The sequence below is a fragment of the Sporosarcina oncorhynchi genome (assembly GCF_033304615.1).
Lineage (GTDB): Bacteria > Bacillota > Bacilli > Bacillales_A > Planococcaceae > Sporosarcina > Sporosarcina oncorhynchi.
In genome coordinates this window covers 266,716-292,774 of record NZ_CP129118.1, presented here as the reverse complement: position 1 = coordinate 292,774, position 26,059 = coordinate 266,716, and the positions used below count along the sequence as shown (strand labels likewise).

29 protein-coding genes are annotated in these 26,059 nt (G+C 43.1%); 10 read left to right on the top strand and 19 right to left on the bottom strand.

Translation table 11 applies throughout. The features are described 5' to 3' along the window. Positions 1 to 193: 193 nt before the first annotated feature. The 6 genes from QWT69_RS01545 to QWT69_RS01520 form a co-directional block, all read right to left on the bottom strand. The gene (locus tag QWT69_RS01545; protein ID WP_317968301.1) at positions 194 to 2,293 is read right to left on the bottom strand and encodes a methyl-accepting chemotaxis protein; all 2,100 of its coding nucleotides are present in this window, start codon (positions 2,291 to 2,293) and stop codon (positions 194 to 196) included. 346 nt (positions 2,294 to 2,639) lie between these two features. Beyond that, entirely contained in the window at positions 2,640 to 2,825 is a 186-nt protein-coding gene (locus QWT69_RS01540; RefSeq protein WP_317968300.1) for a hypothetical protein, read from the bottom strand. After that, the gene (locus QWT69_RS01535; RefSeq protein WP_317968298.1) at positions 2,822 to 4,771 is read right to left on the bottom strand and encodes an FtsX-like permease family protein; all 1,950 of its coding nucleotides are present in this window, start codon (positions 4,769 to 4,771) and stop codon (positions 2,822 to 2,824) included. The genes QWT69_RS01540 and QWT69_RS01535 overlap by 4 nt, the downstream gene beginning before the upstream one ends. After that, positions 4,758 to 5,534 carry an ABC transporter ATP-binding protein gene (locus QWT69_RS01530; RefSeq protein ID WP_317968296.1) on the bottom strand — a complete coding sequence of 259 codons (777 nt, stop codon included), beginning with the start codon at positions 5,532 to 5,534 and terminating at the stop codon, positions 4,758 to 4,760. Before QWT69_RS01530 ends, QWT69_RS01535 begins: the two co-directional genes overlap by 14 nt. Positions 5,535 to 5,635: 101 nt before the next feature. Next, positions 5,636 to 6,658 carry a sensor histidine kinase gene (locus QWT69_RS01525; RefSeq protein WP_317968294.1) on the bottom strand — a complete coding sequence of 341 codons (1,023 nt, stop codon included), beginning with the start codon at positions 6,656 to 6,658 and terminating at the stop codon, positions 5,636 to 5,638. Positions 6,659 to 6,671: 13 nt separating this feature from the next. After that, complete coding sequence (locus tag QWT69_RS01520; protein ID WP_317968292.1) at positions 6,672 to 7,355, bottom strand: response regulator; 684 nt, start codon at positions 7,353 to 7,355, stop codon at positions 6,672 to 6,674. Between the two features lie 865 nt (positions 7,356 to 8,220). Here QWT69_RS01520 and QWT69_RS01515 point away from each other — a divergent pair. The 3 genes from QWT69_RS01515 to QWT69_RS01505 are packed head-to-tail and all read left to right on the top strand — an operon-like array spanning position 8,221 to position 10,893. Next, positions 8,221 to 9,354, top strand: coding sequence for a betaine/proline/choline family ABC transporter ATP-binding protein (locus tag QWT69_RS01515; protein ID WP_317968290.1), 1,134 nt, complete (start codon positions 8,221 to 8,223; stop codon positions 9,352 to 9,354). After that, the gene (locus QWT69_RS01510; protein WP_317968288.1) at positions 9,347 to 10,006 is read left to right on the top strand and encodes an ABC transporter permease; all 660 of its coding nucleotides are present in this window, start codon (positions 9,347 to 9,349) and stop codon (positions 10,004 to 10,006) included. The genes QWT69_RS01515 and QWT69_RS01510 overlap by 8 nt, the downstream gene beginning before the upstream one ends. Further along, a complete protein-coding gene (locus QWT69_RS01505; protein ID WP_317968286.1) occupies positions 10,003 to 10,893 on the top strand; it encodes a glycine betaine ABC transporter substrate-binding protein in 891 nt (296 codons plus the stop codon). Before QWT69_RS01510 ends, QWT69_RS01505 begins: the two co-directional genes overlap by 4 nt. Before the next feature lie 248 nt (positions 10,894 to 11,141). On the opposite strand, the gene QWT69_RS01500 is transcribed toward QWT69_RS01505, so the two are convergent. Together QWT69_RS01500 and QWT69_RS01495 are read right to left on the bottom strand one after the other, a co-directional pair. Beyond that, positions 11,142 to 12,101, bottom strand: a complete 960-nt coding sequence (locus QWT69_RS01500) for a nuclease-related domain-containing protein (protein WP_317968284.1) — start codon at positions 12,099 to 12,101, stop codon at positions 11,142 to 11,144. Positions 12,102 to 12,197: 96 nt separating this feature from the next. Then, complete coding sequence (locus tag QWT69_RS01495; protein WP_317968282.1) at positions 12,198 to 12,908, bottom strand: nucleotidyltransferase domain-containing protein; 711 nt, start codon at positions 12,906 to 12,908, stop codon at positions 12,198 to 12,200. 313 nt (positions 12,909 to 13,221) lie between these two features. Between QWT69_RS01495 and QWT69_RS01490 the strand changes: the two genes are divergently transcribed. Both QWT69_RS01490 and QWT69_RS01485 read left to right on the top strand, forming a co-directional pair. Beyond that, entirely contained in the window at positions 13,222 to 13,809 is a 588-nt protein-coding gene (locus QWT69_RS01490) for a uracil-DNA glycosylase (protein ID WP_317968280.1), read from the top strand. A gap of 111 nt (positions 13,810 to 13,920) precedes the next feature. After that, on the top strand, positions 13,921 to 14,097 hold the full coding sequence (locus QWT69_RS01485; RefSeq protein WP_317968278.1) for a hypothetical protein: 177 nt from the start codon (positions 13,921 to 13,923) through the stop codon (positions 14,095 to 14,097). A 176-nt stretch (positions 14,098 to 14,273) separates the two neighbouring features. Here QWT69_RS01485 and QWT69_RS01480 read toward each other — a convergent pair whose 3' ends face one another. The 8 genes from QWT69_RS01480 to QWT69_RS01445 form a co-directional block, all read right to left on the bottom strand. Next, the gene (locus QWT69_RS01480) at positions 14,274 to 15,053 is read right to left on the bottom strand and encodes a rhodanese-like domain-containing protein (protein ID WP_317968277.1); all 780 of its coding nucleotides are present in this window, start codon (positions 15,051 to 15,053) and stop codon (positions 14,274 to 14,276) included. Between the two features lie 62 nt (positions 15,054 to 15,115). Beyond that, positions 15,116 to 15,358: a hypothetical protein gene (locus tag QWT69_RS01475; protein WP_317968276.1), complete on the bottom strand. Its 243-nt coding sequence runs from the start codon at positions 15,356 to 15,358 to the stop codon at positions 15,116 to 15,118. Continuing rightward, a complete protein-coding gene (locus QWT69_RS01470) occupies positions 15,328 to 15,903 on the bottom strand; it encodes a P-loop NTPase family protein (RefSeq protein ID WP_317968274.1) in 576 nt (191 codons plus the stop codon). Before QWT69_RS01470 ends, QWT69_RS01475 begins: the two co-directional genes overlap by 31 nt. Beyond that, positions 15,885 to 16,400, bottom strand: a complete 516-nt coding sequence (locus QWT69_RS01465; protein WP_317970847.1) for a GrpB family protein — start codon at positions 16,398 to 16,400, stop codon at positions 15,885 to 15,887. The genes QWT69_RS01470 and QWT69_RS01465 overlap by 19 nt, the downstream gene beginning before the upstream one ends. A 13-nt stretch (positions 16,401 to 16,413) precedes the next feature. Beyond that, positions 16,414 to 16,884, bottom strand: a complete 471-nt coding sequence (locus QWT69_RS01460) for a peptide-methionine (S)-S-oxide reductase (RefSeq protein ID WP_317968272.1) — start codon at positions 16,882 to 16,884, stop codon at positions 16,414 to 16,416. Positions 16,885 to 16,915: 31 nt separating this feature from the next. After that, positions 16,916 to 17,209, bottom strand: coding sequence for an RNA polymerase alpha subunit C-terminal domain-containing protein (locus tag QWT69_RS01455; RefSeq protein WP_317970845.1), 294 nt, complete (start codon positions 17,207 to 17,209; stop codon positions 16,916 to 16,918). 181 nt (positions 17,210 to 17,390) lie between these two features. After that, complete coding sequence (locus QWT69_RS01450) at positions 17,391 to 18,023, bottom strand: aminoglycoside phosphotransferase family protein (RefSeq protein ID WP_317968270.1); 633 nt, start codon at positions 18,021 to 18,023, stop codon at positions 17,391 to 17,393. A gap of 198 nt (positions 18,024 to 18,221) precedes the next feature. Further along, the gene (locus tag QWT69_RS01445; protein ID WP_317968268.1) at positions 18,222 to 19,502 is read right to left on the bottom strand and encodes a helix-turn-helix domain-containing protein; all 1,281 of its coding nucleotides are present in this window, start codon (positions 19,500 to 19,502) and stop codon (positions 18,222 to 18,224) included. Positions 19,503 to 19,640: 138 nt separating this feature from the next. Between QWT69_RS01445 and QWT69_RS01440 the strand changes: the two genes are divergently transcribed. Beyond that, on the top strand, positions 19,641 to 20,885 hold the full coding sequence (locus QWT69_RS01440) for an MFS transporter (RefSeq protein ID WP_317968266.1): 1,245 nt from the start codon (positions 19,641 to 19,643) through the stop codon (positions 20,883 to 20,885). 33 nt (positions 20,886 to 20,918) lie between these two features. Then, the gene (locus QWT69_RS01435) at positions 20,919 to 22,163 is read left to right on the top strand and encodes an MFS transporter (RefSeq protein ID WP_317968265.1); all 1,245 of its coding nucleotides are present in this window, start codon (positions 20,919 to 20,921) and stop codon (positions 22,161 to 22,163) included. A gap of 699 nt (positions 22,164 to 22,862) precedes the next feature. Here the strand turns inward: QWT69_RS01435 and QWT69_RS01430 are convergent. Further along, positions 22,863 to 23,429, bottom strand: a complete 567-nt coding sequence (locus QWT69_RS01430) for a hypothetical protein (protein WP_317968264.1) — start codon at positions 23,427 to 23,429, stop codon at positions 22,863 to 22,865. A 178-nt stretch (positions 23,430 to 23,607) separates the two neighbouring features. Here QWT69_RS01430 and QWT69_RS01425 point away from each other — a divergent pair, with 178 nt between their 5' ends. The 3 genes from QWT69_RS01425 to QWT69_RS01415 all read left to right on the top strand — a co-directional run bounded on the left by QWT69_RS01425 (position 23,608) and on the right by QWT69_RS01415 (position 25,229). Beyond that, positions 23,608 to 24,270: a BMQ_0737 family morphogenetic spore coat protein gene (locus QWT69_RS01425; RefSeq protein ID WP_317968263.1), complete on the top strand. Its 663-nt coding sequence runs from the start codon at positions 23,608 to 23,610 to the stop codon at positions 24,268 to 24,270. Positions 24,271 to 24,352: 82 nt separating this feature from the next. Then, entirely contained in the window at positions 24,353 to 24,922 is a 570-nt protein-coding gene (locus QWT69_RS01420) for a hypothetical protein (RefSeq protein WP_317968262.1), read from the top strand. A gap of 1 nt (position 24,923) precedes the next feature. Further along, positions 24,924 to 25,229 carry a hypothetical protein gene (locus QWT69_RS01415; RefSeq protein WP_317968261.1) on the top strand — a complete coding sequence of 102 codons (306 nt, stop codon included), beginning with the start codon at positions 24,924 to 24,926 and terminating at the stop codon, positions 25,227 to 25,229. Positions 25,230 to 25,598: 369 nt separating this feature from the next. Here the strand turns inward: QWT69_RS01415 and QWT69_RS01410 are convergent, their stop codons facing one another. Together QWT69_RS01410 and QWT69_RS01405 are read right to left on the bottom strand one after the other, a co-directional pair. Continuing rightward, positions 25,599 to 25,757: a hypothetical protein gene (locus tag QWT69_RS01410; RefSeq protein ID WP_317968260.1), complete on the bottom strand. Its 159-nt coding sequence runs from the start codon at positions 25,755 to 25,757 to the stop codon at positions 25,599 to 25,601. Position 25,758: 1 nt separating this feature from the next. Continuing rightward, positions 25,759 to 25,998, bottom strand: a complete 240-nt coding sequence (locus QWT69_RS01405) for a glutaredoxin family protein (protein WP_317968258.1) — start codon at positions 25,996 to 25,998, stop codon at positions 25,759 to 25,761. Positions 25,999 to 26,059: the final 61 nt, after the last annotated feature.

The window sequence follows — 26,059 nt, the reverse complement described above, 5'->3', positions numbered from 1 at the left end:
ACCGTCTACGTTTCATTGCGACCGGGTTACGTTTCGATACGGTAGCTACTTTTCGATACGACCGGGTTACGTTTCGATACGAGCCGTCTACGTTTCGTTGCGACCGGGTTACGTTTCGATACGAGCCGTCTACGTTTCGTTGCGGCCGGGTTACGTTTCGATACGCAACGTAGTAAACGTCGAACCCCCCTTGTTAAATCAATTTAAAACGCTCTACAACGCTTTGCAATTCGCCGGCAATATTCTTCATACGCGTCGTGGAATCCGCGACGCGTTCCAATTCGTTTTGTTGAGCGACTGAAGACGCGCTCACTTGTTCTGCAGAAGCGGCGGTTTCTTCAGAGACGGCCGATACGCTCTGGATGGATACGATCACTTGGTCTTTGTGTGTGAGCATTTCCGCAAGCTCAGCAGTGAGTTCTTTGATAGATTGGCTCATCTGCTCGGTCAACTCGACATTTTGGATGAATGAAGATTCCGTACCTGTGACAGATTCGTTTTGCCCTTCCATCAACTGCACATTGGATTCGACGACAGCAACGGTCTGTTTCGATTCTTCAATGATTTCATGAACTGTTTTTTGAATAACTTCCGTCTCCACTCTTGATTGCTCCGCTAGTTTACGCACTTCATCCGCAACGACTGCGAAGCCTTTGCCGTGTTCACCTGCACGCGCTGCTTCAATACTCGCATTCAACGCGAGCAGATTCGTCTGCGCTGTGATGTCCTGAATGGATGTAATTACTTGATTGATCGCTTCGATTTTCGTCGACAACGCATCCATCTGTTCTTGAACTTTCGTATTCATTTCATTGGCAGTTACATTATGGTCACGTAAATTCCGCACTTCCGACATTCCCTTTTCCGTCGATTCAACAGTTTGAACAGACAATCTATCCATACTGGCAGCTAGACTGGATAACGCGTTAATCTGTTCGGCCAGTACGGCGATGCTGTTGCTTGTTTCCTCCGTATCTTCGGATTGCTTAGATGCACCTTGGGCAATTTCGTTTGTTGCAAGTGACACTTCTTCGCTAGATGCTACAATTTCTTCAAACGCTTGATGCACATGTGTCGATGAGTCATTCAATTCAGTAGAAGAGGCACGCACTTCATTCATAGCCTCGTTCGTTTGGCGGAGCATATTATTATATGCAATAGACACTGCGCCGATTTCATCATTTTTAATATGTCTTTCATCAATTAAGCTTGTCATATCCCCTTTTGCTGCCTGCTCGATTGAACGTTGCAAGTAGGATAAGGGTTTCATTAGTCTAAAGATAAAGACTGCTGTCGCTGCCGACATGACGACTGTCATGATGACCGCTGCAATAATCGTTACCCATAGTAGTGTATTAAATGTCGACAGTATTTCCGATTTAGGCTGAACCGTTTGGACACTCCATACTTCATCGATAGTATCCAACTTGATTGGTGCGAATGTATTGAACGCCTGCTCACCAAGGCTTTTGGAGTCGACGTACAATGTACCGACATTGCCCTGGTCGAGCTGTGACTTCATGCTGTCCCAATCGATTGAATTTCGCATATCTGTGCCGTTCATCTCTTCCTTCAAACTATTCGCTGTTAGATTCCCGCCATTTGTAATGACGGACGCGTAACCACCATCCGGGCTAATTGTCGTGACGAGGTCATTCAGGAAATCAATTGAAATGTCTGTCGTCAAGACACCGAAAAATTGGCCAGACCCTGTAACGAGCGGAACGGAAATCGTCGTCATTAAGACCGACTGCCCACCTGCATTATACGTATATGGTTCTGTCAGAACTGCTCGTTTCTCACTTTTCGGAGTTAAATACCAATCCCCTTCACCTGCAACTTCATACCCACTCAACCCTTCAACTACAACATCCGATCCGTCTTTATAAAGATACGGAATGAATCTTTTCGATGAATCGATGAGCTTACTATCTGTCCGGGTGAGCGGAATAGATCCTTTTTCGAAGATTGCAGCCATTCCGGTAGCATCTTCATTTTTCTTCAAATTATTTTCAATGATTGCTATCATTTCATCTGTCGTCAAATTTCCTTGTGCCTGCAACGTTTCCACTATATGTTTTGTCGTGCGCAACATCTCATTTGTCTTATTAAACCGTTCACTAAGCACCGTGGCATTCAATTCCGTGTTCTCGATCGCATACTCTTCCCCGTCCGTCACGCTTTTATCGTATAGAATCGAGTTCGTAATGACTGTATAGGCAATAAACAGTACGAGAAATAGTCCGATTATAAGCCCGGACAGCTTCCAGGCTATGCTTCTTTGTTTTTTCAATTAGTAATACCTCCTACTTATTTTCAACTAGATTAGTATAACAGATTCCTCAATAGATACATATACTTATATGTAATTTAAATATAATTACTTTAGACTCACTAGGTATTAATTCCAAATTGCTAAGATATTAACAAATACTATGTCCAAAACCGGAAAGTGAATGAACTTAAAATACTCATCTCAACAAAAAACGATGGAGGACCAAGGAGGCCCCACCATCGTTTATACTGCTATTATTTTTCTTCTCCCCAACACTCAGTCCCCTTTAAATCCGGAATGGAATTCGTATTAAGATAGGATTCTTTCCTAGTGAGCTGCTGTGCAAAACAGTGTTCAAGCACTTTTAGCAGGATAACACAGAGATAGCACTGCTACTTTGCTTACCACCGCCTCGGACGACTTTACCACCGACTTTGACCGATTTACCACCGACTTGGCTGACTTTACCACCGACTCGCAGGTGATTACCACCGCCTTTACCGACTTTACCACCTACTCGCACATTCCCGCACTTCATTTCACCGTTCAAAATGCGGAATCCACAGTTTTCCGGTAATAGCCTACCGTCAGGAAAGCGAATACGAGATAGATGAGCGCGTAGATACCCATTGCAATTGACGCGGGTACTGTAATATCCGATATGAATAGGAACGAAGCCACTTTGATGGCGAAGATAGAATGCAACAAACCAATCATCAATGGCACACCGAAGACGAAGAGTTGCTTGCGCATAATTCCTCTCATGATATCCTTCACAGTGAAGCCAAGCTGACGCAACGTTGCATAACTTTTCTTCTCCTGTTCCGCTTCCGTCATTTGCTTAAAGTAGAGAATGCTGCCCGTCGAAATGAGGAACACAAGTCCAAGGAAACCGGCAATGAAGATTAGCAGGCCGTTGTTCTCCATGGCCTCATTGTATTGTGTGTAATAATCGAATCGGAATTGTTCGCTTTCTTCATTGATGCGTCTAAAGATTTCCGAGGCTTCTTCAAGTCGATCACGATCCACCACATTGATTGCCTGCATGTACGTCAGACGCGAACCTCTATCATCTGCCCCAAATAGCGTTTTCAACTCCTCATACATTGCATCATCTACAACAATCTGAACACCGCCGAAAAACTTGTTCACTACATTTCCTTCACCCAGTTTCGTTACAGCTACATCCACCTGTTGATCCGGATTGAAAAGCTTCACATTAAACGGGAGATCCATCGTTTTTAAAATGAAATAGGAAGTTGCATCGTAAAAAACAGCTTCTCCTGCTTCAGGCATATCAATTTCAAGCCCCGCTTCACGCAATGCAGATGCTTTCAGGACCGTCCCCTCAAATGAGCTATACATCCATTCTGGCGTTGCACCTTCCTCGAATTGTCCTTCCACCGTCAACCCTTCAATCTCCGTAGACGTATATGGGATATCCAGCTCAGTCAGCTCTGCAGTGAATTTGTCCGCAGATGCTTTTACATCGTTATCTAGTTCAACCGTAAACATATCTTCGTCAAACATATAATCGAATGGCAAACTGAGGCGCGTCTCTTTTTCAGTCGAATAAAACAGCGAGTACGCCCCCGCTAGCATCGCCAATGTCATCGCAGATAAAACCGTAATAATCGTCAGCGAATTCGCGTTCCCTTTCATTCGATGCATTAGTGGCGCAAGCGATAAACTGCTATGCAGACCGAGATGACCTTGCTTGCTCTGTCGAATTCGATAAAACAGCCAGCTGATTGTCACCCGGAAAATGAGATAGGTTCCAAGTATCGTTGACGCCATAACAGCAATCATATTGAAGAATAAAAGCGAATTGATCATTCGCATCGACAACCAATAACCGAAGATGATAAGGCAAATTCCTAAAACTGCAAGAATCGCTGACAGAACGGCTTTCGGTTTCTTCGGATTCTCCCCTGCTTTATCAGCATTGAACAATCCAAGCAACGTCGACCGGTAAACGGAAAACAGCATTTGGGCCGACGTCAAAACGATGATTACTAAGAATACACTGATTGTCTGCACGACTGCCGCTTTGGAAAAGCTCAATTCGATGAATCCATCAAAACCGACCAATTTCATAAGTAGCAATAAAAATACGCGAGACACAAGAATTCCGATACCGATGCCAATTGCCAACGCTCCCGCACTCAATAACGTGTTTTCAATGACCAGCAACCGTGACACCGAACTTTTCGTCAAGCCAATCAACTGATACAAGCCAATTTCACGACTTCTGCGCTTCAAGAAGATCGAATTCGCATAGACAACAAAAATGCCAGAGATGAACAATAAAAGGATTCCTGCGGCCTTGAAACCGGAGCCCATTTTACCGCCCGACTGCTCAACAATCGAAGGATCATGCTGCAATGTCGCAAACACAAAATACAACACAACACTGAAAATCAACGCAAAAAAGTACAAATAGTAATGTTTAATATTCTTTCGCATACTGCGAATGACGAGATCAAAGAGCGTCAACGCTGTCACCCCCGAGCACGCCTTGTACTTTCAGGATTTCCTGGAAGAAGGCTTGCCTCGTTTTATCACCGCGGTACAATTCCGAGTATATAGTACCGTCTTTCAGGAAAACAACACGGCTGCAATAACTTGATGCGACAGGGTCATGCGTCACCATCATGATTGTGACACCGCGTTGTTTATTCACATCCTCCAACGTCCCTAACAACGATGACGCCGATTTCGAATCAAGTGCGCCCGTCGGTTCGTCCGCAAATACCAATGACGGTTTGTTAATGAGTGCACGTGCTGCTGATGTCCGTTGCTTTTGCCCACCAGAAATTTCATGCGGGTATTTATCCGCAAGCTCTTTAATGCCCAATAAATCAGCAATCATTTTGAACTGATCTTCTGCTACTCGCTTTTTCATCTTGCCGAGCGACACGGGTAACAAGATATTCTCCTTCACCGTCAACGTATCGAGCAGATTGTAATCTTGGAAAATGAATCCAAGCTGATCACGCCTGAATGCTGAAAGTTCCCGATCCTTCATTTTGGAAATATCCGAATCTCCAATTAAAATCGACCCTTCCGTCGTACGGTCAATCGTCGCAAGAACGTTCAATAGTGTCGTCTTCCCTGCACCTGACGCTCCCATAATGCCGACAAATTCACCTTCCATGACACGCAGATCGATTCCTTTTAACACTTGCACGACATTCCCTCGAGTACCGAATGACTTTCGGACGTTTTGCGCATGTAATATCGTTTTATATTGTTCCATCTTTTTTGCCTCCCTGTTTGCTATACCCCTATCTTATCGATTGTTCGCTGTATGGTCGTTTGATTTGGATGACAAACAGGTCGGCCAATGTTACATTTTCGTCACGTTCGTGTCGCGTCAAATTCATTTTCAATTGGAAACGTCATTGAAACGAGCGTCCCTTTACCGATTTCCGACTCAATTGTAAGATGAATACCGATTTTCATCGCCACTTGTTGAGCCAAATAGAGCCCCAAGCCCGTCGCTGCATTATGCAATCTACCAGTACTCCCTGTAAACCCCTTATCGAACACCCTCGGCAAATCATGCGCAGCAATGCCAGGCCCTTCGTCTTTTATTAATAAAACACCGTGTCCACTGGCTTTTCGGCTCATCGTTATATGAATCGTTCCACCCGCAGGACTATATTTAATAGCATTCGTCAACAGCTGGCGGATAATGAAACGGCACCATTTACTGTCTGTCACAACGTCAAGCTCTCTCTCATCGATATCAATTCCAATATTCTTTTCTAAGCACCACGGCGTCAAATCCCGCAATTCAGCCTTTACAAGTCTATGGATAGCTGTTTTTACGAGTATATAGTCCGTCTCAAGTGTTGGCATGCGCGACATATACAATTGGCGATCAATAAGCAGGTGCACCCGTAACCATTCCGCTTCAACTTTGCGCATGGGGGGATACTCTCGATTTGCGTCAATTGTCATTTTCATCGCAGTAAGCGGCGCCTTCACCTCATGTACCCAGGCAGCCGTATAGTCACTTTCAATCAGATTTGCTGTCTTCATTTCCGATAGCTTCCTTAAATGATCGTCTGCAACTTGACTGAGAAATTCGTTTGTCATCCGATCACGGTAGAATACCGGTTCAGGGAGCGCTTCCTGCCAATCCATGTCATTTTCATTCGATATATGTACTAGTTCCTTTGTATAACGAGTCTCTTTTTTAGAACGCCACAGGAGGAAGACGATAAAACCTGTCACAAGCAATACATTTAAATAGATGAGGGAAGTCAGTCGAATTGAGATTCCCTTATCCATCCAGACGAGTATATCCGTGAATACAAGAGCAATTACAAATAGAACAATCCAACTTTTCATGTCCTTCAAATAGGAAACGAACATCCTCAGTCCTCCTTTACAGCGTCACCGCCATATAACCCATCCCTTTTTTTGTGATAATCGCGTCACCGAGTCCAATATCCATCAGTTTCTGCCGCAACCGCGTGATATTTACCGTCAGCGTATTATCATTGACGAAGCGTTCGTCATCCCATAATTTACGGATCAGTTCATCGCGTGAGACAATTTCATCTTTTGCTTGCACAAGCACGGTCATAATGAAAAACTCATTTTTCGTCATGTCGATATCGATGCCGTCTTTCCGTATTACGCCGCGCTTCATATCAATGACAGCCCCATTCCACTCGAGCACATCGACAGATTCCTCTGCATATGCATATGTACGACGGAGTGTCGCCTGAATTTTCGCAAGCAACACATCCGTATGGAACGGCTTTTGAATATAATCATCCGCCCCCATATTCATCGCCATTACCATATCCATCGGATGATCACGAGACGATAAAAAGATAATCGGCACTTTCGACACCGCGCGTATTTCCCGGCACCAATGAAAGCCATCATACGCCGGCAGCTGAATATCCATAATCACAAGTTGCGGTTTCGCCGCCACGAATCCACCCATCACATCCTGGAAATCATCCGGCCCCTCCACTTGAAACGACCATTGCCCAAGCCGCTCCCGCAATGAGTCAAAAATCGCCTCGTCATCCTCCACAATAAAAATCGTCATGTCCATCCGATGCACATCCCTTCTAAATAGCATTATACGTGTAAATCCATGCAAGTTTCGACTGTGAAGGTGGAATAATGGCATTTATAGAAGAGGAGGGGGGTTACCACCGTCTCGGGGGACTTTACCACCGACTTGAAGCGATTTACCACCGACTCGCACGACTTTACCACCGACTTGAAGCGACTTACCACCGACTCGCACGACTTTACCACCGACTTGAAGCGAATTACCACCGACTCGTCAATTTCGCCACCTGGCAACTGGAATAGTAAAATCGGTCTGCGCCAAAGTGATACCCGGATCCTGTTATCACCGCTTCTTCAAAGTCTATCACCGCTTCCGCACACTCTATCACCGCTTGAAAGCTCTTAATCACCGCTCACCGTCGCTCTATCACCACTAACCCAATTACATCCATATTCCCATCAAAATAAATCAATGAAAAGTTTTATAGACATTCTCATTTTTCTAGTCGACTCAAGAACATTTTCAACAAAATATCGATTTCTTCCCAATGAGATAAATCCCCATTCTACATCCAAAATCTTTAATTTCACATAAAATAAAATAAATTTATCGATTATTTTAGCATCCGTTTATTCCGAACTCCGAACTGTTCGTCAACTACTGAGAGCAAGCGTTTTATAGGGGTTTTCTTCTTCCAATTTTATGGCTGTTGTCCGCCTGTTAAATGCGCCTATTTACAATTTATGTAATTTTAATTCAATGGAATCTATGTTACACTAATTTACAAGACATGGTTGCTGACTAATCAGCCAACAAATATGTCTTCTTTTTTTAGCTACATTTGATTTATTCATATACTATTTAGCTTCTAGCTATTTAGTAAAAAACATAGGAGGTACGTATGTTAAAATTTCAAAACGTCAGTAAAGTGTATGATGACGGATTCAAAGCAGTTGATTCTATCAGCTTTGAGATTCCGAAAGGCGAACTGCTTGTTCTCATCGGCCCTAGTGGTTCGGGTAAGTCTACAACGATGAAAATGATCAATCGGATGGTACCCCATTCCAGCGGAACCATTTCGATTAATGGGAAGGATACAGACTCTTACGTCGCATCTGAACTTCGCAGAAGCATCGGCTATGTTATCCAGCAGATTGGTTTATTCCCGCATTATACGATTGAAAAGAATATCTCGATCGTCCCTCAACTGAATGGCTGGAGCGCTGAAAAGACGAAGGCGCGTGTTATGGAACTTATGGAATTGGTCGGACTGGATCCTACGATATTCGCAGGCCGCTATCCAAAGGAATTGTCTGGTGGACAGCAGCAGCGAGTCGGAATTGCCCGCGCACTGGCATCCGATCCGGAAGTCATTCTAATGGATGAACCATTCAGCGCACTTGACCCGCTAACTCGCGAACAGTTGCAGGGAGAGCTCATCTCATTACACAAAAAACTGAATAAGACGATTATTTTCGTTACACATGACATGGATGAAGCATTGAAAATGGGCGATCGCATCGCCATTATGAAAGACGGCAAGCTTCTTCAATTGGACACTCCAGAAAAGTTACTTCATGAACCTGCCCACGGTTTTGTTGAAGAGTTCATCGGAAAACACCGCATCATCCAAAACCCAGAATTGATGCCTGTCATCGATATTATGTCGGAATCAGTCATCACGACGCTTCCTCAAAGTTCTCCTGAAAAAGCAATTACTCTAATCCGGCAGCGAAAAATTACAGACCTGATCATTGTGAATGAAGAAAAGCATCTGCTCGGTATTGTATCCGCTTACGATGTCATCAAGAAGCTCAATTCGATTCAGACAATCGAAGAAGTTATGACACCTGTAGAGCATTTCTTATTAGATACAACTTCAGCAAAGGACGCAATTATTATGATGGATGAATCACCATTCGGTATGATTCCAATCGTCAATGACAAGATGAAAGTCGTCGGGCTTGTCACTCGAGGTTCATTACTATCCGCCATGTCGAGCCAGTGGACAGAAACGGAGGATACTCATGAATAATTTATCAATTTGGCAACAACTATCACAACAACTACAAATGCGCTGGGGAGAAGTGTTGGAAGCGACATCCGTGCATATCCAACTTGTTTTCTTCTCCATGCTCATTGCTATCGTACTCGGCGTGTCACTTGGGATACTCGTTACACGTGTACCTAAATTATCGACATTAGTGCTAGGTGGAGCCGGTGTTATGCAAACGATTCCAAGTCTTGCATTACTCGGTTTCATGATTCCGATATTTGGAATTGGCGTTAAAACGGCGATCGCCGCGCTATTCCTCTATTCACTCTTGCCGATTATTCGGAATACGTATACCGGCATCAATGATGTAGACCCTGCAACCCGCGAAGCGGCAAAAGGGATGGGCATGACGAGTTTCCAGATTTTATTCAAAGTCGAATTGCCGCTTGCGATTCCAGTCATCATGGCCGGAATTCGAACAGCCGCAGTCATTAACGTCGGTAACGCAACACTTGCTGCATTCATCGGTGCTGGTGGCTTAGGGGACTTCATCTTCCTCGGTATTACTCGTGGAATTGATGGTTTAATCTTGCTAGGTGCAATCCCGGCAGCTTTATTAGCCATCGTTCTCGAATTGTTCTTCGGCGGCGTTGAACGCTGGACGACACCGAAAGGACTGAAAGCCGAATGAGGAAACACATTCTCGCCATCCTATCGGCTGCAATGGTTACAGTTTTGCTGAGCGGTTGTATTTTCATCGAAAAAGACTCGCTAATTCTCGGTTCCCGCAACAACACCGAGAGCATCATCTTGTCGCATGTGATGGGACAGCTGATTGAGGATAAAACAGATATCCAAGTACTGTATAAAGAAAATCTCGGTGGTTCCAACGTTGTGTGGAACGCCATGATCAACGATAAAATCGATGTCATCCCAGATTACACCGGGACGATTGTCGTCAACTATTACCATGAAGAACCCGGAGATGCGGATGAGACGCTTGAGTTGACCCGCCGTCTCGTCGGTGAAGACGGCATCATCGCCTTCGACACATTCGGTTTCAACAACACGTACACATTAGCTTTATGGGAAGATCGAGCGGAAGAACTTGGCATCGTCACATTTAGCGACTTTGCGAAGCATTCCGATGATTTCATACTCGGTGCGGTCTTCGAGTTCATCGACCGTCCAGATGGTTTGCCAGGCTTCTCAAAAGAATACGATTTGACATTCAAAGACGTCAAAGGGATGGACCACGGCATCATGTACCGATCCATCAACGCGAATGAAGTCGACGTCATTAACTCGTACACGACAGACGGCCAGTTGCAGGAATTCGATTTGCGCGTCCTAGAAGACGACAAATCGTACTTCCCTCCTTACCACGCCCTCCCGCTCGTACGCGAGGAAACGTTGAAGGAATACCCTGAAATCGAAGAAGTCCTCGAATCCCTCGCAGGTATGATCGACGAGGAAGCGATGCAGAAAATGAACGGAAAAGTCGACAACGACGGCATGATGGTCGAACAAGTCGCACATGACTTTTTAGTGGAAAGTGGATTGATTGAGGAGGAGTGAGTAGTAGGTGAACGTATTGGGATGGTGCGATTGCCATGCTGAAGGTTATTACCACTCTACCGGGCGAGGATCCAAGGCGAATCGCGTTACCACCGACTCGGAGGAGTTTACCACCGACTCTCTGGCGGTTACCACCGACTTTCAGCACTTTACCACCGACTTTCGACACTTTACCACCGACTCGGACAGTTTTACCACCGACTCGTCAATTTCCACAACAAAAAGCGCACAATTCTGTGCGCTTTTTGTCATGTTCCTCGATTTGGCATACAATAGACTCTATCTCTATAAGTCCCGCTCGTCTCCAACTCCATCGACACCAACAACCGATGCGCAGTTTGCTGCCGATTCACATGCAGAAACTCCCTGCAATCCCCATTCGACATCTCGCCTCCAAACAAATGAAACCAATCGCGAATGGCTTGTTCATGCGCGGTTCGACTTGCCCCCCCGCAAGCCAAACAGCGCCATCCACCCATATACTTCTCCATCCCAAACCGACCACATGCCGGACATATCACGCCCGTGCGAAAATCATTCTTCGGAATTTTGTACATACTGCTAATAGGTGATGGAATGTATGGCCGATGACTAGTACTCAGATCAGCCAACAACCTGGAAAAGGTCTTTTCATCCAACAACGGGGATCCTGTAGGGATTTTGCGGATAAAAGTGGGGACTGCATGGGGAAATAAAATCGGGACGTCCGTGTCGAACACGTCAATTCGCTGTTTTGCATAGGCAAGCACAACCGCGCCGTACACAGGAAGTGAAATGCCCCTACTAGTCAACCAATCCTGAAACAACTCGCAGTTGCTTTCCAATTGCGCAAGTGGACTTTTAAAGCCGCTCACTTTGCCAGAATCGGACTTGCGGATCAGCTGCGGTGGATTTGCCGTCACCATAAGCTCACCTGAAATATTCTTCACTTCGAATAAAACCGCAAACCATGGCGTCACCAACAACGTATCCACTTGAAAGTACGTACTCGACATAAGAGACATATCGTGAAAAACGCCATACTTCATTGAAAATGAATACCTTTCAAAAACCTTGTCCAACTCCTGTTCACCACCAAAGCCAGCTTGAACAGCAGCATACTTCACCGACAAAATCGGCATCATTTCATGGGTATCCGACAAACGTCGCACACCTGCATCCAAACTCGCCAACATTGACGGCGCACTTCTTTTTTTGTAAATGAACACTGCTCACTCCTTTCCTCTCCACTTGAAATTACTACATAAAGAACATTCAGTCAATTAAAAAAGACAAAGCTGACGATGCGCTTTGCCACAAACCAATTACTCTCCACAGACACCAATCATCAACCGCATAAACCGCATAATCTGCTCATCTTCCGCAAACTGCGCCTGCATCCACTCAACTTCTTGTTCCAACAATTCACTGATCCGCTTCACTGCCTGGGCATGTTTCCGAGGAGTAATGAATTCCATAACCTCCTCGAGTTCCAGCACAACTGATTCCGGCAATGAACGTTCAAGTGTCTTCAATCCAAGCGCTGCACGTTCCGGAGTATAACGGAATAACAAAACCCGTCCGAGATGATTGACAACATTCGTCAACATCCGCACCGACCAAATGTCATTTCCCCGTGCAGCTGACTGTTCATATTGATACAAAAACCATGCCACATCTAACACATCATCACGATATTGCTCCCCAGAAATCGTCAGCCCTTGCGTATGCAAAAACGCATCCATCACATTTTCAGGATCATACAACACGTCAAAATGATCCCCACCAACAAACGATTCCTTCGTCACTGTGAATAAATCAATATGCAACATATCGTCATAGATGGCAATAATCTGCGGCGCGACAATGAAAATATCTTCCATTAAAATAGTGTCTCGGTACGCATGTACATGCTTCATCCGGTTGGAAAGAAACTTCTCTTTATCTTCCTCGTTCACCAAACAATACAAATCGATGTCCGAATGCGCATCATGCTCGCCTCTCCCCATCGATCCTTTCAAAAAGATCGCCTGCACAAGCGGATCACTTTTCAGACTCTCACTTATCTTCTGAACCGCTACTTCCTGTCATAACATACGTCCTCACCCCGCTTACAATTTTCAAACTAAACACTCAAAAACCTGAAATGCATTCCCTTCACCCTAGCCATCCTCAATTGTATGTACATACACTTTTCTACAAAGTTCTCCATAATATTCTTCCATGTAAAACGACTCCTATCAAAACCAATACAGACTCATTTCGCCACGCCACTGTCTTTCTCCTTTAATACCACAGTATGAACGATTTCTATTGGGGAAACCTTAACATGATAGGAGGGCGATTAATTTGACATCATTTTGTCCAGAAATATGGCCGGAAGATACAACTCCGGCAATTGAATTAGATTGCCAAGATTGCGGACTGTATCAACAAGGAACACGAATGATTTGGGGAGAAGGAAATCCGAAGGCGCCAATCATGGTGATTCTAGATAATCCTGGTGCCAGAGAAGATCGTGAAGGAAATACGATGGTGTGTGGTACGCGGCAGACATTGCAGCAGGCCGTTCATGAAGTAGGTTTAAGTAAAGACCAAATCTATGTAACGTATATTTTAAAAAGAAGACCCGTGCGTGCGTATGATAAAGAACAAACCCGTGATATTTGCATGCATCGCCATCTGGATGAACAACTCAAACTACAAAAACCCGCACTAATTTTATGCTTAGGCAATGTAGCTGTACAATCCTTTTTCGAAAACACCGAAGTGGATGTAAAAAGTTTACGCGGTAGTTGGCATGAAGTAAAAGGCTATCAAACAACAGTTGCCTATCATCCACTAGCCATTCGCCGCCGTCCAAATTTATATACGTTATTCTTAGAAGACTTCACATTCGTTGCGGATAAATTAGTGAATAACAAATACACGTTTTAGCATGCATCACGAATTTCCGAAGGATTTTCAATGTTCAACCCATACGTATACATCAAAAAAACAAACCAAGCCATATTAAGGTTGCAATGCAATCACAATACTGGAGGTTTTATGATGAAACAAGGTGCACATAGCAATCTATATTCCAACCCAAAAACACCAGGGAATCGCAATGAAGTAAAAGAAGAGATTTCGATGGAACTCGCAGAACTTGGAAATTTAGCGCCGAAGCAAGAGAAAATGACGCCGAATCATCGGGAGACAGCAGAGAGGGACAAACATTATTAAGGAACAAAAGGAACAAGGCCGGGACAGAGGTAGTCATTAAAACTTGCTAATTGTTCAAAAAGAAAAGTGCATGAAATCAGGTTTATGACTTTGATTTCATGCACTTTTTCAATTTTCACTTGATTATGACCCAGTCTCTTTTTGATTTCCAAAGATAAATTTCGAACTGGTTCAATCTATTTTTTATAAACCACTTTAAACTTTTCACATACAACAGGCATTTTTTGATGAAAACGTTGACCGATCCCTTCAAGCTCTTTCGCAAAGAATGTCTCGTGCACATCACGCCAGTATGTCAATGAACGATCACCTTCCCCTTCCAGATAGGCTTGTTCTTCGGTTACTTCATCAAATGGTACTACTGTTACATCCGTCGTTTCCACGATGGCAATTGCTTTACCATCCCCGTCCAGAATAACATTATGAAGCCCTGCTGTCGGCAACGGTTCGTTTTCCAACGAATAGAGCGTATAATTCGAAGCTGTAGCTGTTTTCTTCCCTTCTAAAACCAACTTGGCCAGTTCATCCGCCATCTCTGTTGAATCGCCAAATGCCCACGCCTCGTAACTATCAGGCGCATTCGGATAACGCTGCTTGAACTCCGCCCATAGATCAGTAATGGACTTCTTGCTGACAAATTCTTTCCATGCGGTAATCCCACCTTCTAATACAGCAACGTCATACGAACGACTGGAAAGGATATTCGCGCACTTCGTTGCAGAATTTCCGGTTGTGCATGTAATAATTAATTCTTGATTCATAGGTAATGAAGAGATCGTTTGTTCAGGCTCCTCGGCCAACTTGAAGATGTCTATTTTGGGAATATGGATTCCGCCTGGATGTTCAATATGATAATCGTTATACTTTTCTTCCGCCCGTACATCCACAAGGACAAGTTCCTTTTGGGCACCCATCTTATCAAATAGTTCTGCAGCTGTTATCGTTTTAACCGTCATTTTGTATTCCACCTCAATTACAACTTTCGTAATATCCATCATCAAGCGATTGCTTACGAATATCATACCGCAAGCCCATTCAACCGAGCTTTTTCATACACAAGCTTCCCTTCAAACCAAACCGCTTCCCGAGAAGATCTCCGCGCTACAGCTTCCGCTGAACAGCTTGCATCTACTAACAAGAAAGTTGCTGCATCCTGTACTTTTGGCCAGACTTGTTCGCCTATTTCGTTTAGTGGCGTGATGCCTCCGGTAATGAAGCCCAAAGACCGCGCTAACGAAACTTCAGTGGAATACCCGTACACCTTTGTAAATCGTCCCGCCCTCGTTTACTAACATCCAATTCCTGCAAGCGTCTATTATTCTTTGGATTATTCCGAACGATTAGTAGCTTATGTAGATGCGGTTGAAGGATTTCATTCAATTCACCACGTCTTCCTTCGAAGGCTTTTGTCCATGTATACATATTCAAAAGCATTTCCATGTCCGGTTTATACGCACATTTTTCAATTCCCATCACTTGCTTTATATGCCTGCTCAGAATTCGAACTTTCCGTTTCCACAACGGAGGATCCAGCCAAATGACAACATCCGCCATATCTAATAAAAGATGATAGGAAGGGCGATACACACCTTCAGCAATCCAACTTCCTGCAGCATCCATTTCGAGAATCACCTTTATTTGTTCATCTGGCGAACGTTTAATTCGCATACCATCCACATTATGATAAACAACAGAATCCAATTCGACAAAAGGCATATCCCATTGTTTTGATAGCTCTTTAGCGTACGTCGTCTTCCCGCTTGCGACAATGCCCATAATGAAAATCTTCATAACTTCCGGTACCATTCCAACGCAATCTTCTCAACTTCTTTTATAAAATCAGCTTTCCCCGCAATATAGGCTTCCATATCGTTCGGGAATTCCTTCGCCAATCCTTCTTTCAACTCGCCATATGCTGTCGCGTAATCCGGATGCTCCCGTAAGAAATCTCGGAATGCCAAATGCCTTTCAATATGAGGAGACCCTTCCTCAAATAGATGGATATGATGCGTCCGCTCATTGCCGCCTTTGCGGAAATACCGCCGACCTGAAATCCCGAATTCCCCAAGTGCTTCATAACCAATGCCCGCCATCTCTTCGTCGTACGCGTCGACTAATGATACATCTTTCACAACAGGCATTATATCGATGATTGGTTTTGCGGATAGTCCTTGCACTGATGTGCTTCCGATGTGGTGAATAGCGTATAATTCAGAGCCGTAGATTATCTGCAATTTTTGCGCCTCTTTTTCAAAATCAGACTTCCATTTTACTGAGTAGGGTGTTACTTCAACTTTTCGTATGTTGTTTTGCCCCTTACTTATATTTAGTTAATAATTCTTCAGGAATGTGACAATAATCATTTGGACACCTAGCTAACCGATCTTGATGTTCTTCTGCACTTCTCACATAATTTGTAAGCGGCAATACTTCAACAACAATACGGTCATAATCCTCTCTCTCACCAATAAATTCCTTCGCCACTTTTAAGTGCCCAGGATTTTCACTATATACTCCTGTTCTATACTTCTCGCCTACATCCTGTCCTTGTTTATTCATACTGTATGGATCTATAATTTCAAATAAATACCCCATTAACTCCTGAACCGTTACCACTGTAGGATCAAATCCTGTTTTCACACATTCGGCATACCCATCATACTCACCACTAAGTGTATGACTCGTTCCATTCGCTCTTCCTGCCTCTGTTAACATCACGCCAGGTAATGTTTTTATAAAAGCTTGTACTCCCCATAAACATCCGCCTGCCAAATAGACTACTTCCATATTAACTCTCCCTTTTGTTTGATAAAGCATATCAATAGTCTTTAAACGATAACCCTTCTTCTTCCAATGAACTTCTCATAGTAGGCAAGGAAGCTGGTCCAATCCCATGAAGTTTTAGTATTTCTTTTTCAGTGTACGTTGATAGTTTTTGCAAAGTGTCAATCTTCTCGTGAATCAATGCATTTCTTGCGGGTGAACTAAGTTTCGAAAGGAAGCCACTTTCAGGTTTATTTTCCTTATCACAGGTTGGACAACTTGTACATTCACTGCTTTTGTAAAACGTATGTCCTTTTTCACAAACCTTTAAAACTTTTTCTGCTGTCAACATAATCCCTCCAAATTTTCCTCATTTTAATTCACAACTACTATCAATTTTCGTCCTCTCCATCCTGCATTTTACGTTTCCAATAATCCCATGCGTTCAAGTACTCCTCCAAATCATGCGGATGGACCTTTTTACAAATCCCAATCCGTGTGTATAACTGAAAGACGATTTCCTCAATTAATCATGATGTTGGTATGTGTACATTCTCTAGCAAGGAAAACGAGGATAGCAAAGTTTCCATCGATAAATCATCCGGGGATGAGCAAAATGCATAAGTGAAGTCATACAGGACAGGACCAATCATTGGCGACGGATCGATAACCCCAACGAGATTATTGTGTTGAAAGACAAAATTGTGAACGCCTGTATCGCCGTGAAGATAATATTTCTCCTCATCGGATTCATGCACTGCTAGTCTCTCAACAATACCTTTCATGCTCACATAATCTTCATAGGGCAATAAATTCCCGATGTTCTCAAATGCATATTCTAAACTCTTCTTATTGAATTCCAGCCATTGTTGACGGGGTTCTCCCCCTAATCTACCCCAAGGTATATGTAAATCCACTTTTTCGTAATGATTGAATAAACCTTGAACCAATCGCTTCATCCATTCAGACTTCAGTCCACGGTTAATATGTGTATTTCCTTCTATGTAATCATAGAGAAAAAAATTCTTGTCTGGATCGACATAGTGCACTTTTGGGAATAGGTCGATATCGGCATACGTGTTGAAAAAACGTTCAACAATTTCAATTCCATTCGGGTGATCATATTTTAACGTGTAAAGTGGGATTTCATTTTCCGATGACATATACCTGTCCATCCGTTGTGCCACTATTTAACGTTCTGATGTCATAGTCTTTTTTTGGAATGGTTCCCTTTTCTATAAGTTCTCTTACGTTTTGATTCATCACAAAAACCTTCTATCTCAGATTACTTTTAAATTCAGCAATGGACGACACTGGTAATATAATTCTGCTTCAATGTCGTCTCCCTATTTGCTGCTCATTTACTTCGACACAACCTTCGTCAATACCTCGCGTGCAAAATGATAAAAAGAGGAATGTGGCAAGTTGTGAAGCTTATCGACTGTATACCTTGCAAGTTCCTCAGCCTTTTCCTGATCTCCCATGTGAAGATAGCAAAGGGCTTCATAGCTTTTGGACAAGACCCTTGTTGCGACGTCCGTCGGGCCTAAGTTTCTTTCATTAAGCTCAACACGATTTTCTTCAAATAAGATAAGCGCTTCATCATATCGTCCAAGTCTCGTTAAAACTCTCGCTTCCAAATCATTTGTCATCATAATGAATTCATTTATAGTCTCTTGTGGATAGTCCCTTATATTTTCAGCCCTACCTTCCAAACCCTTTGCAATATCAAGGGCTTTTTCATAGTCCCCTTCAAAGAATTCCTGTATGAAGATCTGGTTCATTTCATGTTGAAGTGTCATACTTTCATTTTTAAGGATCTTTGTGAATAAATAACATTCTTCAATATACTTTCGTGCTTTCTCTGGTTTCTGATCATCATAATAACGCCATGCTTTAGCGTTAAGCAAGTGATAGTACTGACCCAATATGATGTTTTCACGCGCAAACTCGATGATTTCATCCAACTGTTCATGCGCAATTTCACGCTGTCCTAGTGAATCCAGTGCAAACGCTTTTAACGATTGCAATTGGATATAAATCGATCTCGTCTCTAAGCTGTCCATGACCGTCAAACGACTAGTTGCCTGCTCGATGATGTCAATTGCAGCTTGGTAATTTCCTCGATTTGCTTCGATATCTGCCAAGAAACCATAACAGCGTACAACCCGCCACTCCATCTGTAAGTCGTTGTACATGCCAATCGCCTTTTTCGTGAATACCTCCCAATTATTCTCTTCAATATTATTGTATTGTTCGATGTCCACAATATACAGATGGTATAAAGCCCGTCCGTACAATTCATTCATACGTGCGGCTTCATACCCCGCAGGGTCTTTATTCAAAATTGGCTTTAATAACGCAGCCACTTTCACTACTGACTCATTTCCGACTTCATCAAAAAGGTCAATTGCCTCTTTCAAAATCCGTTGCATGTCTTCTCGCGGCACCGTTTCAACCAATTCCGCTATATCCACATTCAGTTGACGGGCAATATGTTGGAGCCTTTCGATGGACGGCTGTGTTTTGCCGTTTTCAATCAAACTAATCATGCCTCTTGATACATGTTCGTTCGCCACATCCGTAATCGTCATTTTCTTCGCTGTCCGTATGCGCTTAATGTTTTCTCCGACATGTGTCAATCCAATTCACCCTTTTCGATGTATTCCTTCCGTTCAGTATACCACTGTTTAATTTACAAAACTATTTTGTTTAATATATTGAATTTAATTTCTTCGCGTGCTATGTTTAATATATTAAACACTGAGAGGTTGAGAGATTTGATTAAACGGAATATGTCTTTAATCGTGACAAACCAATTTTTAACAGTGCTTGCAGATAGTATTTTCACGATTTCTATCATGTGGTATATGTACGACATTACACAGTCACCACTATCCTCTGCGCTCATCACAGCAGTCGGCGCATTGACGAGTGTTTTCATTTCACCGATTATCGGTGTGCTCGTTGACCGGAGAGAACCGAAATCGTCCATGCAGATCGGTTATGCCGTGATGGTTGTGGTTGGCGTGTTATTGGCTTTGGCGTATCTTTTTTGGTTGGATGGTGTTGCGTTTTCAATATACGTTGTACTTATTATTCATAACATCTGCATGACGTTCATCGGACCGGCAAAGAACAAACTGCTGCCACGTATTGTCGGTGTCAGTCGAATCGTTAAAGTTAGCGGTTATATATCTTCTACGAGCCAAACGGCTTATCTGATTGGCCAAGGGATTAGCGGCGTTTTGATCACGCTCATGGGGTTTGTCGGTGTCATGCTATTTCATTCGGGGGTGTATATCATCGCCAGCATCCTTCTCATCTTCGTCATTAATATCGCAGCGCCCCGAGAAGATGAAGAAACGGAAAGTGCGACGGCAAAGAAGAGTTCGATGGTCTCTGAATTTAAAGAGGGATGGACAGTTTTACGAAACAATCGCCCCATTTTGAAACTGACTTTATTAGCCTCTTTAATGAACGCAACGACGATTGCAGGTGCATTGGTTGTTGTGTTGGTATCCGATCATTATGGCGGGAATGCATTTCAATTCGGCTTATTCGGAGCATTTGCTGCTGTTGCGGGAATCTTGATTGGATTGGTTGCTGATAAGGTTTCATCCTTTGCAAAACCCTTCATTGTCATGTTTATCACGCTGTCCATTAGCTCTATCGCTTTCATATTTATGGGTATCACAACAGTGTTGTCTATCGGGATTGCCCTCTACGTTGTCATGAACACTCTTATGACGGTGTATGGCATTTTATACAATGCACTTCTCATTGTGCTAGTGGAAGATAAATTTCGGGGACGGGTTTATACGTTGAATGGAGCAATCGCTACATTTCTCATGCCCGGCTTTGCCATTGCGGGAGGCGTCATTGCTGAATGGGGCGTTCCGGTTAATCAATTGTTCATCGGAGCGGGCATATGGATATTGCTGCTGTCGTTCTATTTGTTGTTCGATCGCGATATCCGCGGCATTCGTAAAGTTTCAGGGAAAGATGCGGTTACTGGGGAATAATACGGTTTTGAATAAAACGAGGGGGTTTTGTGAATGAGAAAAAACGATTTTATTTATATACTAAGCACGATCGTCGTGTCTCTAGGCGGTACTGCATACGCTTTTGCTATTTCGTACTTTATATTACAGGAGACGGGATCGTCTGTTTATTTTTCGATCAATACTGCAATTTTGAGCATTGGTGCTATCCTTTCATTGCCGATATCCGGGGTTTTTGTCGATAGTATGAACCGGAAGAAGATTGTCATAACGTTTGAGGCACTCTCTGCTGTGACGTTATTATTTCTCGCTATCTATATAAGTGTTTTCGGTTTCCATATTTATGTCCTATTCTTCATTACTGCGATTCGGTCTGTCATTACACCCGTCATTTCAAATGCCTTCGAAGCCAGTTTGACACAGCTCTTTGATAAAGAACATATTCAACAGACGATTGGAAAAATCGCCACATATCGAACGACAATTCTTTTGTTAGGGCCCGTAATTGCGGGTGTTCTCTATGGATTTTTAACATTAGAAGCGATGATTTTCTTATTTCTCATCATGCAACTGATTTCTTTAGTCTCCAATTTCTTTTTAAAGTTTAGCGAGGTTACGCTTGCAGATGCCCCTTCCGTGAAATTGGACAGTTGGTTTACAAGTTTTGGAAGTAGACTGATTGCTGGCTATCACTATGTCGTTAACTCCCATACATTGAAGCAACTATTAATCTTATCGATGATTATCAACGCTGTAGGTGCCGCCAGTTTCGGGATTCTGCCAGACACGATTATGATTAAAGAACTCCATTTCGAGCCCTATCAAGTTGGAGTTGTTAGTGCAATTTTTGGCATTGGATCACTCATAGGCAGTTTGATGCTATCCAAAATGAAGATTCAGAACCCCTTTGCGATTGTTAAGTATGCGTTCATCATTGTTGCGATTTTGTTACTTGGATTCACGTTGCCTGTCTATGTTGAAATGATTACCTTTTTCTCGATGATTTATCTCGGTTTTATTGGGTTATCGATGGCGCTAGTCTTTCAATTTATATCGATTCCTATGTCGTCTTTCATGCAAAAAACGATTCCTGATGACTATAAAGGAAGGGTCTTTTCGATAAATGGCACATTATCCATGGTGCTTATGCCGATTGGAACGCTTATCTATGGGTTTTTATATCAACGCGGGATTTACTTCCCAGTCAACTTGTTTTCCGCAATCATTATTATCGTGACGGTCGTTCTGACGTTGAATACATTCACACTAACGAAGAGTGCGGAGGAATATACTAGATGAAAGTAAAGCACAGCTGGAGTACACTCTTTTGAAAACGGTTTATCACCGACTCTTGCTGTGTTATCACCGACTTAGGCGAGGTTATCACCGACTTGGGTGAGTTTATCACCGACTCTCGGCCTGTTATCACCGCTTCTTGACACTTTATCACCGACTCGCCAAGATTCATCGACCTGAAAAAGTCTATCACCGCTGATCCATCGGCTATCACCGCTTAAATGTATTTTATCACCGCTGATAGGCCTTCTATCACCGCTCATAACGAATCTATCACCACTTGCCCATATTATGGGTTTTCACAAGCTTTCACGTCACTTAAAATGCCCACTTGCGGGGGCAAGCAGGCATCTACAGTATTGAGGGGGACTCGTCTTTCATCTCAGTGAGTATTTGATGAAATTTGATAAGGTTAATTATTGGTCAATTAGAAGTTTCATGAGCGGTCCTTCCGCTCACTGGTTGCAACATCATCATTGAGTTTCCGCAATGGATATCTCTAGCGACAAATGGGCCAAAGTTTGTACAACGTCTGCGGAATGGACAATGCCTGTCGGATTGCACATGCCCACAATGTCTGCATCCTCTGGAACCCGTTCTTTCAAAGCTCATACTAAACACCTCCCCTCTTCGCTATCTTATTCAAGATTCGCAAGGAAGGACGGGCAGATATTTATCGGTTTATCGTCTAGGAAGCTACTTTCATTTCCATTTTAGAGCTCGCCAGAATGAAGATATCGAGCTTTTTTCGATAGCTTCTGCAGATTTTACTACTCCCTTTTCTACTGGCAAGTCGATTTCCTTCGTTACATTTTGCAACGGAGTCGCCGCCTTTATCGATTTGGGGTTTCCTGAAGGAGTAGTTCTGTTACCGGGCATTTCCTGCCGATAAGGGGATTGCGCTGCTAGACCACGCAATTGGTTGAATGAAGGGGCGTGTGGTTGTTTCGTTGAAGACACATTTCTAGAAGGCAAGACACTATGGTCGAGCGTTTTCTCAGCTTTCCCTCTTTCACTCTGTTGAATGGGTGGCTCTTTCGTACCGTCCCTTTCCGACAGCTGATCAAGACCTGCCGAAAGCAACTTTGCGATTTCCTGCATACCTTCATTTAACTGCATAATACTCTTTTCGATTTCAGCTATTCTCTTTTCATAATCGCCTTCCGAAACAGGAGCTGCTTTTTTCATGGAAGCAAACGCTCTTCGGTATCGTCCAAGCTGTTGTTTCAATTTCATGATTTCGAGATCTCTTCTATCTGATTCTGCCAATTTCATCGCCTCCTCCATCTGACAGCTCTTCATTCATCTTTTACTGGACAGCTTGCTCATCTCACTAAACTTAACGTGAAAGAGTTGCAGTCGAGCCTTTTCTTTGCCTACATAGCGGCTTTTCTACGACATATGATACGAATGCAAGGCCAAATAAATTACGGAGGTGACTATACTCATGCAAGAAAAACGTCCAAGACCCGATCAGGAAATGATCTGCATTAACGTCGACAAAGTATATGACTGGGTGATGAAGGAAAACAGTTTTGAATACACGCCGCGAAATCCCATCAAGTTTCCATGCATCACTACCCATCTCAGCGATCAAAGCTTAGAAGATGCGATTGTCACATGTGAAGTGACACCTGTAGACGCATCGTATGATCCGGTTGTCATTTTAGACCGACAGAACCGTGAATTCATGATTGACGGAAGAACAGTTCTTTTGCAGGAACTGACAATTCGTAAAAGATTCAAGCTCGTCATTGTTCTGACATTACCAGACTGCACAGTACACCGCAGCCATCCAATCTATCTCTCACGTTCGGAGCAAGTCGTCCTTTGCGCACCAGAGGAGACAACAGTCACAGTGACTTACACAGATTTGAAGTGTTTCGTCAGCTCGACAGGAAGAATTTATCAAGGAGGACCTAATGACAGAGATGAAATTAATTTTTCCAATCTTGTCGTTACAATTTCTACTTGTCAAAGCATCCAATCTACGTATCCGGTGACAGTTGAATTTTTAGCGGAATACTGCCACCCGCGCGCTGAATTGGAAATTGCCTCTTGTTCACTCCCTACACGACCAGCGAGTTGCAATGCCGTTTTCCCTGACTGAAAACCGTACTAACTGTACTTGTCAGAACATAGCATGGAGAGAGAGGCTTCGGCTTTCTCTCTTTATACTTTTTGAGGAGGTTGTGCACATCCACACATCTACTGAAGATATTACCCATAAGCTACATAGATTTCACGAATCCACGAAAGGTCACTTGCTTGAACTGCGGAAAACGCTATCCACCAGGTTACATCGTTCGGACTGTATCAGTTATTTTACATATGCATTACAGCTGTCACATGATGTCTCGCAAGAAAGCTTTTGCCTCGGCTCTTATCATATCTTTAATACCGGCACGGTTCCGCTTACCACCCCGCATATCCGGTTTACACTATCCGAAGGTGCACCTTTTTCATTTCACGGAAAGTTTGTAAGCAATGCAGCAACTCTCTCCTCTAAGTTGGCGAATGGCTGGCAACGTGTCAATGAGTCATCAGACAAATTCTTGTTTGACTTGCAACCCATTGTAAACGAAGTGATAGGGCCTGGTGAAACATTGTCTTTTACTAATTTTCAGCTGACATGGTCACCTTCTAAAACTTATGCAGGTAGCATGACAGCTCTATTTTTCAGCAATCAGTTTCCCAATGGTATACCTGCACTCAACTCCATCGACATTAACGGATCAATGCGAATAAAGGAGAGACCTTGAATTGACTAGTCATTTTACACAGGAAGCATTCCATAAGATTATCGAGGAGCTGACCAAAAACTTTCCGATGAGCGAAATTGACTTGGATGAGAATGCATTAAAAAGTTTTGTCTATCTAGACGCTAAAACAATCAATTTGCTGCTTCTATATATTCTTATGAACAAAGAGCTTCAGATGACTAGGCTGAATGCCCGAAGTCAACCGAATTCCAGTCAAAAGTCTATGGGCGAGCAAATCGATCGGATGATATCAGAGAATGAAAAGATTTTCGGGGAATTAATCAATGAATTGAAATCGGGTTTATAGGATTCGATAATGGTAGTTTATCCGACCAGATTCATACGTTAAATTGGGCTATCACCGCTTGATGTGGATCTATCACTGCTTATGGGCTGTCTATCACCGCTCGAGCCGGTTTTATCACCGCTTAGATGGCATTTATCACGGCTTAATCACTTTCCATCACCGCTCGACCATATATTTACAAAAGAAACGCCGAATCCCTAGTGGATTTCAGCGTTTTTTGTGTTTTCTAGTACTCGCTGAAACTATTGAGTTGGAAAGTATTAGAAAAGCATTTGACAACCCTTGAGCTTATGCTTCACCATCGATTCATCATTTTTCCATAATAAAAAATCCTCCATTGACGTAAACAAATCGTCAATGAAGGATCCCTTAATTCATCCACTCCATAATCACCAAAAATACACCTGTCAAAAACAACCCCACATGACCCATGCATATCTTCGGGAAGAGGCGTTTGTTCATTTCCTCTTCCATCGATTCGGGTGTCCCGATCGAGCATGATTTGCTAAAAAGAGAAGGTTTTTTCATGTTAGTTATCCTCAGATAATGCTGCTTGTACTGCTGCTGGGTCAAATCCGAATATCCAATTCCCATTCAATTCTGTTTGGGGAACGCCCATCTGTCCAGTTCTGTCGACAAGCTCCTGAGCTGCCTGTCTATCTTCCTGTACATTCACTTCACGGTATGCAATTTTCTGTTCGTCGAGGTAGTCTTTCATCATTGTGCAGTATGGGCAAGTTGTTGTAGTGTATACTGTAGCTGTTGTCATTATGATGTCTCCTTTTTCATTGTATTGATTTTATTATATACCCCCACAGGTATACATTCAA

What these genes read in the sequence shown, in the direction of transcription:
- QWT69_RS01530 (WP_317968296.1), bottom strand. Translation starts at nt 5,534, where the DNA reads ATGGAACAATATAAAACGATATTACATGCGCAAAACGTCCGAAAGTCA.
- QWT69_RS01525 (WP_317968294.1), bottom strand. Translation starts at nt 6,658, where the DNA reads ATGTTCGTTTCCTATTTGAAGGACATGAAAAGTTGGATTGTTCTATTT.
- QWT69_RS01520 (WP_317968292.1), bottom strand. Translation starts at nt 7,355, where the DNA reads ATGGACATGACGATTTTTATTGTGGAGGATGACGAGGCGATTTTTGAC.
- QWT69_RS01515 (WP_317968290.1), top strand. Translation starts at nt 8,221, where the DNA reads ATGTTAAAATTTCAAAACGTCAGTAAAGTGTATGATGACGGATTCAAA.
- QWT69_RS01510 (WP_317968288.1), top strand. Translation starts at nt 9,347, where the DNA reads ATGAATAATTTATCAATTTGGCAACAACTATCACAACAACTACAAATG.
- QWT69_RS01505 (WP_317968286.1), top strand. Translation starts at nt 10,003, where the DNA reads ATGAGGAAACACATTCTCGCCATCCTATCGGCTGCAATGGTTACAGTT.
- QWT69_RS01485 (WP_317968278.1), top strand. Translation starts at nt 13,921, where the DNA reads ATGATGAAACAAGGTGCACATAGCAATCTATATTCCAACCCAAAAACA.
- QWT69_RS01480 (WP_317968277.1), bottom strand. Translation starts at nt 15,053, where the DNA reads ATGACGGTTAAAACGATAACAGCTGCAGAACTATTTGATAAGATGGGT.
- QWT69_RS01470 (WP_317968274.1), bottom strand. Translation starts at nt 15,903, where the DNA reads ATGGTACCGGAAGTTATGAAGATTTTCATTATGGGCATTGTCGCAAGC.
- QWT69_RS01460 (WP_317968272.1), bottom strand. Translation starts at nt 16,884, where the DNA reads ATGGAAGTAGTCTATTTGGCAGGCGGATGTTTATGGGGAGTACAAGCT.
- QWT69_RS01450 (WP_317968270.1), bottom strand. Translation starts at nt 18,023, where the DNA reads ATGTCATCGGAAAATGAAATCCCACTTTACACGTTAAAATATGATCAC.
- QWT69_RS01435 (WP_317968265.1), top strand. Translation starts at nt 20,919, where the DNA reads ATGAGAAAAAACGATTTTATTTATATACTAAGCACGATCGTCGTGTCT.
- QWT69_RS01425 (WP_317968263.1), top strand. Translation starts at nt 23,608, where the DNA reads ATGCAAGAAAAACGTCCAAGACCCGATCAGGAAATGATCTGCATTAAC.
- QWT69_RS01410 (WP_317968260.1), bottom strand. Translation starts at nt 25,757, where the DNA reads ATGAAAAAACCTTCTCTTTTTAGCAAATCATGCTCGATCGGGACACCC.
- QWT69_RS01405 (WP_317968258.1), bottom strand. Translation starts at nt 25,998, where the DNA reads ATGACAACAGCTACAGTATACACTACAACAACTTGCCCATACTGCACA.